This window comes from Mycobacterium sp., from assembly GCF_032162105.1.
Taxonomy (GTDB): Bacteria; Actinomycetota; Actinomycetes; order Mycobacteriales; family Mycobacteriaceae; genus Mycobacterium.
On the sequence record NZ_JAVRPS010000406.1, the window covers coordinates 1 to 10660 of the forward strand.

General features: G+C 67.9%; 14 protein-coding genes. 6 read left to right on the top strand and 8 right to left on the bottom strand.

The window, feature by feature from the left end; translation table 11 throughout:
- Nucleotides 1–107: 107 nt before the first annotated feature.
- On the top strand, nt 108–1391 hold the full coding sequence (locus QOC69_RS20830) for a fatty acid desaturase family protein (RefSeq protein ID WP_526443085.1): 1284 nt from the start codon (nt 108–110) through the stop codon (nt 1389–1391).
- Between the two features lie 11 nt (nt 1392–1402).
- On the opposite strand, the gene QOC69_RS20835 is transcribed toward QOC69_RS20830, so the two are convergent.
- The 5 genes from QOC69_RS20835 to aroA all read right to left on the bottom strand — a co-directional run bounded on the left by QOC69_RS20835 (nt 1403) and on the right by aroA (nt 5764).
- On the bottom strand, nt 1403–2242 hold the full coding sequence (locus QOC69_RS20835; protein WP_526443106.1) for an aldo/keto reductase: 840 nt from the start codon (nt 2240–2242) through the stop codon (nt 1403–1405).
- Between the two features lie 11 nt (nt 2243–2253).
- Nucleotides 2254–3174, bottom strand: a complete 921-nt coding sequence (locus QOC69_RS20840) for an SAM-dependent methyltransferase (RefSeq protein ID WP_526443087.1) — start codon at nt 3172–3174, stop codon at nt 2254–2256.
- A gap of 87 nt (nt 3175–3261) precedes the next feature.
- A complete protein-coding gene (locus QOC69_RS20845) occupies nt 3262–3474 on the bottom strand; it encodes a hypothetical protein (protein ID WP_526443089.1) in 213 nt (70 codons plus the stop codon).
- Nucleotides 3462–4469: a ribosome small subunit-dependent GTPase A gene (gene rsgA, locus QOC69_RS20850; protein ID WP_526443091.1), complete on the bottom strand. Its 1008-nt coding sequence runs from the start codon at nt 4467–4469 to the stop codon at nt 3462–3464. The genes QOC69_RS20845 and rsgA overlap by 13 nt, the downstream gene beginning before the upstream one ends.
- Nucleotides 4466–5764 (bottom strand): 3-phosphoshikimate 1-carboxyvinyltransferase, encoded by a 1299-nt coding sequence (aroA, locus tag QOC69_RS20855; protein ID WP_526443108.1) that lies wholly within the window; start codon nt 5762–5764, stop codon nt 4466–4468. Before aroA ends, rsgA begins: the two co-directional genes overlap by 4 nt.
- 46 nt (nt 5765–5810) lie before the next feature.
- Between aroA and QOC69_RS20860 the strand changes: the two genes are divergently transcribed.
- On the top strand, nt 5811–6593 hold the full coding sequence (locus QOC69_RS20860) for an SOS response-associated peptidase (protein ID WP_526443093.1): 783 nt from the start codon (nt 5811–5813) through the stop codon (nt 6591–6593).
- Here QOC69_RS20860 and QOC69_RS20865 read toward each other — a convergent pair.
- Together QOC69_RS20865 and QOC69_RS20870 are read right to left on the bottom strand one after the other, a co-directional pair.
- Nucleotides 6590–7438, bottom strand: coding sequence for an SDR family oxidoreductase (locus QOC69_RS20865; RefSeq protein WP_526443095.1), 849 nt, complete (start codon nt 7436–7438; stop codon nt 6590–6592). The two genes, QOC69_RS20860 and QOC69_RS20865, sit on opposite strands and share 4 nt — an antisense overlap.
- A gap of 4 nt (nt 7439–7442) precedes the next feature.
- Nucleotides 7443–7940, bottom strand: a complete 498-nt coding sequence (locus QOC69_RS20870; protein ID WP_526443097.1) for an aminoacyl-tRNA deacylase — start codon at nt 7938–7940, stop codon at nt 7443–7445.
- Nucleotides 7941–8145: 205 nt separating this feature from the next.
- Between QOC69_RS20870 and QOC69_RS20875 the strand changes: the two genes are divergently transcribed.
- Both QOC69_RS20875 and rsrA read left to right on the top strand, forming a co-directional pair.
- Nucleotides 8146–8784, top strand: coding sequence for a sigma-70 family RNA polymerase sigma factor (locus QOC69_RS20875; RefSeq protein ID WP_526443099.1), 639 nt, complete (start codon nt 8146–8148; stop codon nt 8782–8784).
- On the top strand, nt 8781–9092 hold the full coding sequence (gene rsrA / locus QOC69_RS20880; RefSeq protein WP_526443101.1) for a mycothiol system anti-sigma-R factor: 312 nt from the start codon (nt 8781–8783) through the stop codon (nt 9090–9092). Before QOC69_RS20875 ends, rsrA begins: the two co-directional genes overlap by 4 nt.
- A gap of 7 nt (nt 9093–9099) precedes the next feature.
- Here the strand turns inward: rsrA and QOC69_RS20885 are convergent, their stop codons facing one another.
- On the bottom strand, nt 9100–9192 hold the full coding sequence (locus QOC69_RS20885; RefSeq protein ID WP_369299093.1) for a 50S ribosomal protein bL37: 93 nt from the start codon (nt 9190–9192) through the stop codon (nt 9100–9102).
- 160 nt (nt 9193–9352) lie between these two features.
- On the opposite strand from QOC69_RS20885, the gene QOC69_RS20890 reads away from it, so the two are divergent.
- A complete protein-coding gene (locus QOC69_RS20890) occupies nt 9353–9568 on the top strand; it encodes a biotin/lipoyl-binding carrier protein (RefSeq protein WP_149374188.1) in 216 nt (71 codons plus the stop codon).
- 31 nt (nt 9569–9599) lie between these two features.
- Nucleotides 9600–10660 (top strand): two-component system sensor histidine kinase PdtaS (gene pdtaS / locus QOC69_RS20895; protein ID WP_526443104.1); only part of this gene is annotated, 1061 nt, incomplete at its 3' end.

The following is a 10660-nucleotide window of genomic DNA, read 5'->3' on the forward strand; positions in this document are numbered from 1 at the left end:
TTTCCGCAGCGTCTGGCGACTGCGTACTGGACGTCTAACCTTTACTGGCTGGTAACCTACGCTGACGTAGGTTACGCTAGCGTAGGTAACGAAAGGAGGCTGAAACGATGGCAATCACTGACGTTCCGGCATTCACGCACCTCACCGATGCCGACATCGAGAATCTCGGCGTAGAGCTCGATGCAATCCGCCAGGACATCGAAGACGCCCGCGGGGAAAGCGATGCGCGGTACATCCGTCGCACCATCGCCGTGCAACGAGCGCTCGAGGTGGCAGGCCGCCTGATGTTGGCCGCCAGCTCGCGCCGATCCGCATGGTGGGCAGGCACCGCGACGTTGGGCGTCTCCAAGATCATCGAGAACATGGAGATCGGCCACAACGTCATGCACGGCCAGTGGGATTGGATGAACGATCCCGAGATTCACTCCTCGACGTGGGAGTGGGACATGAGCGGTGCCTCCAAGCACTGGCGGTTCACGCACAACTTCATGCACCACAAGTACACCAACATCCTCGGCATGGACGACGACGTGGGCTACGGCGTCATTCGAGTCACGCGCGATCAGCGTTGGAAGCCGTTCAATCTCTACGGCAACCTGCTGTTCAACACGCTTCTTGCGATCGGCTTCGAATGGGGAGTCGGGTTGCAGCACTTGGAACTCGGCAAGATCTCCAAGGGCCGCGACGACCGGGCAGCCACCTTGGTGCGGGTGAAGGAATTCGGCATCAAGGCCGGACACCAGGTGGCCAAGGACTACGTGGTGTGGCCTGCGGTGACCTCGCTGTCACCCGGCGCCACCTTCAAGTCGACGATGAAGGCCAACGCGGTGGCCAACGTGATCCGCAACGTCTGGGCGAATGCCGTGATCTTCTGCGGCCACTTCCCGGACGGTGCAGACAAGTTCACCAAGACCGACATGGTCGGCGAGACCAAGGGTCAGTGGTATCTGCGGCAGATGCTGGGTAGTGCCAACTTCGAGGGTGGCTGGTTGCTGCGGTTCATGAGCGGCAACCTGTGCCACCAGATCGAGCATCACCTGTACCCGGACTTGCCGAGCAACCGGCTACACGAGATCGCGGTGCGGGTCAAGGAAGTCTGCGACAAATACGACTTGCCTTACACCACCGGCTCATTCGCGGTGCAGTACGGCAAGACGTGGCGCACCATCGCCAAGCTGTCGCTGCCGGACAAGTTCCTGCGCGACACCCGCGACGACGCTCCGGAGACCCGCAGCGAGCGGATGTTCTCCGAGCTCGGACCGGGCTATGGCGCGACGGATCCCGAGACCGGTCGCCGCCGTGGCCTGAACTCCGCGGTCGCGACGGTGCGGGCGTGGCGCCGTGACAAGCGCGCCGCGAAGCGTGCCGGGCGAACCGACCTGGCGGCCTAGCACCACGCCGATCAGTCGGGGATCAAATCGAAGGTGTCGGGGTTGGGGCCGATCCGGCCCGCCTCACCCCGGTCCAGTGCGGTGATCGCCTCGATGTCGGCGCGTGTCAGCTCGAAGTCGAACAGCGCGAAGTTCTCTGCGATGCGTTGCGGCGAAACCGATTTCGGGAACACGACGTCGCCCCGCTGAAGGTGCCAGCGCAGCACCACCTGCGCGGCGGTCCGGCCCGTTGCCTCGGCGATGCCCGTCACCACCGGATCGTCGAGTACCGCGCCGCGGGCGATCGGAGACCACGCCTCGGTCACGATGCCGTGCCGTTTGCCGTAGCGGCGGACGGTCCTGTTGGCGAAGTACGGGTGCGCCTCGATCTGGTTGACCGCAGGAACGGTGTCGGTCGCGGCGGCCAATCGCTGTAGATGGGCGACCTGGAAGTTGGACACCCCGATGCTGCGCGCCCGGCCGTCCCCGGCGAACTCCTCGAGCGTTCGCCACGTCGACACGAAGTCACCGTCGTAGCGGGTCGGCAACGGCCAGTGGATCAGATACAGGTCGACGTAGTCCGACCCCAGCGCGGCAAGGGTGGTGTCGAACGCCCTTCGCGCGTCGTCTGGTTGGTGAAATCCGTTGTTGAGCTTGCTGGTGACGTATACGTCGCTGCGGTCGACGCCGGCGTCACGGATACCCTGGCCGACGCCCTCCTCGTTCCCGTACATCGCGGCGGTGTCGACGTGGCGGTAGCCGAGGTCCAGAGCGGTGCGCACCGCCTCGGCCGTCTCGTCAGGCGCCACCTTGTACACGCCGAACCCCAGCTGCGGAATGCGTGCGCCGTCGTTCAGTTCGGCGGAGGGGATGGCGCTCACCCTCAGATTCTGACCGATGTGCAGTAGTAATTGTCGCCGAGCGACATCGCGCCGTCGACCTGCGGAAGCTGGGACAGCCCCGTGGCGGCGAACAGCTCCTGCAGCGGAGTGCGGACCGACCGCCACCCGCGAGCGTCCAGATAGTCGGCGACGTCGTGGCGCGGCCCCGGGTAGCCCAGGTCGCCGAGTTCGACGTCGAATCCGTTGTCGCGCCAGCGTTGGGTGATGGCGGTCAGGTTGTCGAGCGGCCGGTCGTCGGCGGCGATCACGGCCACTTCCGACGCGAGTCCGCTGCCGGGGGCGCTGAGCGAGGAGACGTCGTCGAGCAGTCGATCCTGAGCGTCGGCGGGCAGGAACGGCAGCAGGCCTTCGGCGATCCAGGCCGATGGGCGCCCCTTATCGAAGCCGGCCTCGCGCAGGGCGGTGGGCCAGTCGTGGCGGAGGTCGACCGGCACGGTACGGACGTCGGCGGTGGGTGTCGCGTTCAGCTCTGCCAGCGTTGCGGCCTTGAACGAGAGCACGTCCGGCTGGTCGATCTCGTAGATCACGGTGTCGGACGGCCACATCAGGCGATATCCCCGAGCGTCGAGCCCCGACGCCAGGATCACCACCTGCCGGATGCCGAGCTCGCTCAGCGCGGTGAGGAAGGCGTCGAAGAAGCGGGTCCGCGCCGCCAGCAGGTCGGTCATCGGCTGCATCCCCCACGGCGTACCGGGGAGGTCGACGTCGGCGGCCGCGAGTTCGCCGGTGGCCCACCGCGTGAAGAAGTCGATGCCGACGGCACGTACCAGTGGTTCGGCGAACGGGTCGTCGATCAGGGGCTGGGCGGCCCTGGTCGCGCGGGCCCGGCCCGCCGCCACCATGGTGGCGGTGGCTCCCACGCTGGTCGCCAGGTCCCAGGTGTCGTCGTGTGTCCGTTCCATGCACGCCTCCGCGGTCGCCGCCATTGCTTAGCGCATTTAATCATTAGACAGGTTAACGAGCAAGGTGGGCCCCCACGGAAACGGAAATCAGCTCTTGCGGGCAATCAGCATCGCCGTCGTGACGTCGGTGCCGCAGCCGACGTCGGCGACGGCGCGGTTACCCGTCGCGAGCACCAGGCCGGCGAAGGCGACGAGCATTGCGCGCTCGATCGGCTTGCCGTCGAGGTGGCCGTCGAAGTGCGCCGCGTAGGCCGACGCGGTCGCGTCATACCCGTCGCGGGTGCGCGTCAGGAAGTCCACCCTGAGCCCTCCGCCATGGCCGCCAACAACCGTCGGGCGGCAATCACCCGGTCGGCCGCAGGACCGGTCAGCGAGTCCAGCGCACATTCCGGGTCGGCGGGCGGGCCGAGATGGCCGCACCCGCGCGGGCAGTCCTTGATGGCCTCGGCCAGATCGGAGAAGGCCAGCATCACGTCATCGGGTGCGACGTGGGCCAGACCGAACGACCGCACCCCCGGGGTGTCGATGATCCAACCCGAGTCCGCCTCCGACCCCGACAAGGGCAGCGCCACCGACTGCGACGACGTGTGCTTGCCCTTGCCGACGCCAGACACCACGCCGGTCGCCCGATGTGCCAGCGGCAGAATGCGATTCACCAGTGTCGACTTCCCGACACCTGAGTGGCCGAGCAGCACCGTCGACTTGCCGGCGAGCAGGTCGGTGATGACGTTCAACGGGGCGTCGCGCCCGGCGGTCACCACGGTCAGGTCCAGCCCGGCGAACTGGGCCGCGAACGGCTCGGGCGGCGCAAGGTCGGTCTTCGTCAGGCACAGGATCGGCGTCAGCCCGCCGGCGTACGCGGCGATCAGCGACCGCTCGACGAACCCGGTCCGCGGCGGAGGATCGGCCAGCGCGACCACGATCAACAACTGGTCGGCGTTGGCGACCACCACCCGTTCGGTGGGATCGTCGTCATCAGCGGTGCGGCGCAATACCGTTCGGCGTTCACTTCGCCGAACGATGCGGGCCAGGGCGTCGGGCCTGCTGGACACGTCTCCGACGATCCCCACCTCGTCGCCGACGACGATCGGGGTCCGGCCGAGCTCCCGCGCCCGCATGGCGGTGACGACACGGTCGGGGTCACCACCGAGCGCGCAGCCCCACCGGCCGCGGTCGACGGTGACCACCATGGCGTCTTGGGCGTCGGCGTGTCCGGGCCGGGTCTTGGTCCGCGGCCGTGAGCCCCGACCGGCGCGCACCCGGACGTCGGACTCGTCGTAGTCGTACGGTTTCAAGGGATTTCGGGCACCTGCCCGGTCACCATGTCTGCCCACATCCGCGGAAAGTCGGGCAGGGTCTTGGCGGTGGTGGCGATGTCCTCGACCGCGACGCCGACCACCCGTAGCCCGATGATGGCACCGGCCGTCGCCATCCGATGGTCGGCATACGAGAGCCAGACACCGCCGTGCAGCGGCCGCGCCGTGATCACCAACCCGTCCTCGGACTCCTCGCACTGGCCGCCCAGTCGGTTGATCTCCGCGGTCAGCGCGGCCAGCCGATCGGTTTCGTGGCCCCGCAGATGGGCGATGCCGCTCAACCTGGACACCGACCCTGGCTCGGCCAGCGCGGCGATCGCCGCGACGGACGGGGCCAGCTCGCCGACGTCGTGCAGGTCGGCGTCGAAGCCGTCGAAGCTTTCGGGTCCGGCTACCTCGAGGTACGAATCCGCATGCCGGACAACGGCACCGATCTTCTCGAGCAACTCGGTGATGGCGTCGGCGGGTTGCACGCTGATCCGTGGCCAGCCCGGCACCCGCACCGCTCCGCCGGTGACGATCGCCGCGGCCAGGAACGGCACGGCATTGGACAGGTCGGGCTCGATGGCCCAGTGCCGCACCGCAACCGGGCCCGGCGGGACGCGCCACCGGTTGCCCTGGGAGTCGTCGACGTCGATGCCCGCGTCACGCAGCATCGACACCGTCATCGCGACGTGCGGCGCCGAGGGCACCGACTCGCCGGTGTGGATCACGGTCAGCCCGGCCGCGAACGTGGCGCCGGACAGCAGCAGCCCGGATACGAACTGTGACGAGGCGGAGGCGTCGATCTCGACGGTGCCGCCCGCCACGGGCCCGCTGCCGTGCACGCGGAACGGCAGCCGGTCGCCGTCCAGCGCCACGCCGAGGGTGCGCAAGGCGTCGAGCAGGGGCGCGATGGGCCTGGATCGGGCCTGCTCGTCGCCGTCGAACGTGACGACCTCGGTTCCCAACGCGGCGACCGGCGGGACGAAGCGCAGCACGGTGCCCGCCAGCCCGCAGTCGATGCTCGCGCCCGGCGCGGGGTCGATGGCGCCGCCGACCGACAGTTCGGTGCCGGAGCCGTCGAGGGAAACGCCCAGCGTCTGCAGCGCTCCGATCATGAGGTCGGTGTCACGGCTGCGCAGCGCGCCGCCGACAGTCGAGCTGCCCTGTGGGGTCGCCAACGCGGCCAGCACCAATGCCCGGTTGGTCTGCGACTTCGACCCGGGCACGGCCACGGTCGCACGCACGGGGTCCGCGGCCACCGGCGCCGGCCAGGTATCGAGGGGATCCATCGCCATCCATCCTGCCCTGTCGGCGTTGTCTGCCACCATGGAAGGCATGTGTGGGCGATTCGCGGTGACCACCGATCCAGCCTTGCTCGCCGAGAAGATCAAGGCGCTCGACGAAAGCACGGCGGCGGCATCGGGGGAGAAGGACCCGCCCTCCGCCAACTACAACGTCGCCCCGACCACCACCATCAGCACCGTGGTCAAGCGCCACGCCGAGCCGGACGACGATTCGACGCGCCGGGTGCGGTCGATGCGCTGGGGCCTGGTCCCGCCGTGGGTCAAGACCGGCGAGGACGGCGCACCGGACACCAAGGGCCCGCTGCTGATCAACGCCCGTTCCGAGAAACTGACCACGTCACCGGCGTTCCGCAGCTCCGCCAAGGGCAAGCGGTGCTTGGTCCCCATGGACGGGTGGTACGAGTGGCGGCCCAACGGCGAGACCGCGGCAGGCAAGAAGGCTCCCAAGACGCCGTTCTACATGTACGGCGGCGACGGTGAGCTGCTGTTCATGGCCGGGTTGTGGTCCACCTGGCGACCCAAGGATGCTCCGAAGGACGCGCCGCCGTTGCTGAGCTGCACCATCATCACCACGGACGCGGCGGGCCCGCTGGCCGAGATCCACGACCGGATGCCGCTCACCATCAGCGAACGCGACTGGGACCGCTGGCTGGATCCGGACGCGCCGATCGACGAGGGCCTGCTGCGCGGCCACGGTGACCTGGATCGGATCGAGATCCGGGAGGTGTCGCGGCTGGTCAACAGCGTCCGCAACAACGGCCCCGAAGTCATCGAGCCCGCCGAGCCGGAGGCCGAGCAGGCGACGCTGCTCTAGGGCTGGGTGTACCCCGGCGGGTTCGGGGTGTCGACCCACAGGTCGACGCCAAGCTCCGAGCCCGGCACGCAGTCGTAGACGGACAGGTCGGCGACCCCGGATGCCAGCAACACGTCCTCGCACAACAGGCTCTGGCCCGTGTACTCGCGGGACGGCTTGTTGAGGATCACGTAGGCAGCGTCGGCGTAGACCGAGGGCTTGCGCGCCCGTCCCATGGCCTCGTCACCGCCGAGCAGGTTCTGCACCGCGGCGGTCGCGACCAGCGTGCGCGGCCACAGGGTGTTGGACGCGATGCCCTCGGCGCGCAGTTCCTCGGCGATGCCCAGCCCGCACAGCGTCATGCCGAACTTGGCCATCATGTACGCGGTCGGCTTCAACCACTCGGACTCCAGCCTGATCGGCGGCGACAACGTGAGGATGTGCGGGTTCTCGCGGCCCAACATGTGGGGGATGCAGGCCTGCGAAACGGTATAGGTGCCGCGGACCTGGATGCCGTTCATCAGGTCGAAGCGCTTGAGTGGCACCTCGGTGATCGAGCCGAGGTTGATCGCCGAGGCGTTGTTGACGCAGATGTCGATGCCCCCGAACCGTTCGACGGTCTGCGCGACGGCACCCGCCACCGAGTCGCCGTCGCGGATGTCGCCGACGATCGGCAGGGCCTGCCCGCCGGCCTCCTCGATCTCCTTGGCCGCGGTGTAGACGGTGCCTTTCAGCTTGGGGTGCGGCTCGGCCGTCTTGGCGATCAGCGCGACGTTGGCGCCGTCGGCGGCGGCGCGCTTGGCGATGGCCAGTCCGATACCGCGGCTGGCGCCAGAGATGAACATGGTCTTCCCGGAGAGCGACATTCGCTCACCCTAACGATGCACGAATGTCTGCGGTAACGGCTTCGGTGAGGCGCACGAGATCACGTGGTGCCAGCGCCACGTCCCAGCCCCGCTTGCCTGCGCTGCACAGCACCCGGTCCCATTTCAGTGCGGAGTCGTCGACCACCGTAGGCAACCGCTTGCGCTGTGCGAGCGGCGAGATACCGCCGATCACGTAGCCCGTGGACCGCTCCGCGGCGGCCCGGTCGGCCATGGTCGCCTTCGCCACGCCGAGTGCGGCGGCCGCGGCCTTCAGTGACAACTTGAACGGCACAGGAAGCACCGCCACCGCGAGTCCGCCGGGCACCGCGACCACCAGCGTCTTGAAGACCTGTTCCGGTTCGACTCCGGCGGTGACGGCGAGTTCGTCGGCGGCTTCCTCGCCGAAGGACCCCGCGCGCGGGTCGTGGTGGAACCGCAACACCTCGTGCGGCACCCCCGCCGCCAGCAGCGCGCCGATGGCGGGGGTCGCTGCGCTGGCCACCGGCCCACCCTAGTGCGCAGCAAGTGGGAACAACCGGGCACGGCGATGCCGTTATGCCAGGCAGTCAGCACAGTAAGACGAACTCGTCGGTGGCTACCTCTAAGATTGGAAGGAGACCGTGGTGCAAACGGCTTGCCTGGAACGTCCGGTGGACGTGCCTGACCCATTCGTTGGGGCCGCTATTGAGGGGACGGTGTTGACTCATATGACAGACGTCGACGGGTTGTTGCCCGCCGCGCCGGAGGAGACGGACGCCGAGCTGACCGCTCGCTTCGAGCGTGACGCGATTCCGCTGCTCGATCAGCTCTACGGTGGCGCCCTGCGGATGACCCGCAATCCGGCAGATGCCGAGGACCTCCTGCAGGAAACCATGGTAAAGGCCTACGCCGGCTTCCGGTCGTTCCGTGAGGGCACCAACCTCAAGGCGTGGCTGTACCGGATCCTGACCAACACCTACATCAACAGCTATCGCAAGAAGCAACGTCAGCCTGCGGAGTATCCGACCGAGGAGATCACCGACTGGCAGCTCGCGGCGAATGCCGAGCATTCGTCCACCGGATTGCGATCAGCCGAGGTGGAGGCCATGGAGGCGCTGCCCGACACCGAGATCAAGGCGGCGCTGCAGGCGCTGCCGGAGGAATTCCGGATGGCGGTGTACTACGCCGACGTCGAAGGATTCCCGTACAAGGAGATCGCAGAGATCATGGATACCCCGATTGGCACGGTGATGTCCCGGTTGCACCGCGGACGCAAGCAGCTGCGCGGACTTTTGGCCGACGTTGCGCGTGATCGCGGTTTCCTGCGAAATCAGCCGCTCGACGCGCCGGAGGGGGTGTCGTCATGAGCGACGACTTCTCCCGTCCCGAGGATCACGACTTCCGCCCGCCGGTCGGTCCCGTCGACCCCGAGCATCCCGAGTGTGCAGCGGTGATCGCGGAGGTATGGACGCTGCTCGACGGCGAATGCACCATCGAGACGCGTGACAAGCTGCGTCATCATCTCGAGGAGTGCCCCGGGTGCCTGCGCCAGTATGGCGTCGAGGAGCGGGTGAAGCGACTGATCGCCGTCAAGTGCAGCGGGGACAAGGTGCCGGACGCACTTCGTCAGCGGCTGCGCATCCAGATCAGCCGCACCACGATCACCCGCGGCTAGCGGACTGCTACTTGACTGCCTTCGAACCGCAGTTGGGGCGCTTGCCGTGGTTCGCCTTCGAGTGCTTGCGGTCGCGCTTCTTCCGGCCACGCTTGGCCATGATGATCCTCCAGTAGGTCAGGTTGCTTGTCCCTAGTGTCTCATGACCTAGGTGTGCGGTTACAAACGCGATCTCGTGGTTCGATGGACGCGCAGCAGTGCTTAGGTGTGCCACGGTCGCCCGAACCCCCGGCGGCTGGAGAAATATGAGTGGAGTGAAGATGGCCGAGGACGTTCGCGCGGAGATCGTGGCCAGTGTGCTGGAGGTCGTGGTGAGCGAGGGCGATCAGATCGGCGCGGGTGACACCGTCGTCCTGCTGGAGTCGATGAAGATGGAGATTCCGGTGCTGGCCGAGGCGGCGGGCACGGTCACCGAGGTCAAGGTCGCCGTCGGCGACGTCATTCAGGCGGGCGACCTCATCGCCGTCATCAGCTAGACCGTCCGCCGGCCCACCCTGGAAATCTCTCGTGTCGACACTCGGTGACCTGCTCGCCGAGCACACCGTCCTGCCCGGCAACGCCGTCGATCATTTACATGCGGTGGTGGGCGAGTGGCAGTTGCTGGCCGATCTGTCCTTCGCCGACTACCTGATGTGGGTACTGCGCGACGACGGCAATCTAGCGTGCGTCGCCCAGATCCGGCCCAACACCGCACCGTCCGTACTGCTGGCCGACGCGGTCGGCACCCTCAACACGGGCGACGACATGCCGGTCGTGACCGCGGCGTTCAGATCCGGCCACATCGGTCGGGAAAGCGATGCAGGGCAAGGGGATTCGCACGACGGCGTATGGCTCAACGTCGAGGCCGTCCCGGTCCGCCACGCCGACCAGGTGGTCGCGGTCCTGACTCACCAGACGGCGCTTGCCGACCGGCGCAAGGCCAGCCCGTTGGAGCGGGCGTATCTGGACTGCGCCCGCGGCCTGCTGCGCATGCTGTCCGAGGGCACGTTTCCCAATGTGGGGGATCTGGCGATGTCGCGGTCGAGTCCCCGGGTGGGTGACGGCTTCATTCGCCTCGACGTCGCGGGCGGCGTGGTGTTCGCCAGCCCGAACGCGATCTCGGCCTATCACCGGATGGGTCTGGCCGCCGAACTCGAGGGCCACAACCTGGTCACGGTGACGCGCCCCCTCATCTCCGATCCGTTCGAGGCGCAGGAACTGGCCAACCACGTCCGCGACTCGCTGGCCGGCGGATCCAGCATGCGGATGGAGGTCGACGCGGGCGGTGCCGCCGTCCTGCTGCGGACGCTGCCGTTGGTGGCGAACGGGACCGCCACCGGCGCGGCCGTGCTGATTCGCGACGTCACCGAGGTGAAACGGCGCGACCGCGCGCTGCTGTCCAAGGATGCGACGATCCGTGAGATCCACCACCGGGTGAAGAACAACCTGCAGACGGTGGCCGCGCTGCTGCGGCTGCAGGCCCGCCGCACCAACAATCCAGAGGGACGCGAGGCGCTGATCGAGTCGGTGCGGCGGGTGTCGTCCATCGCGATGGTGCACGACGTGCTGTCGATGTCGGTGGACGAGGA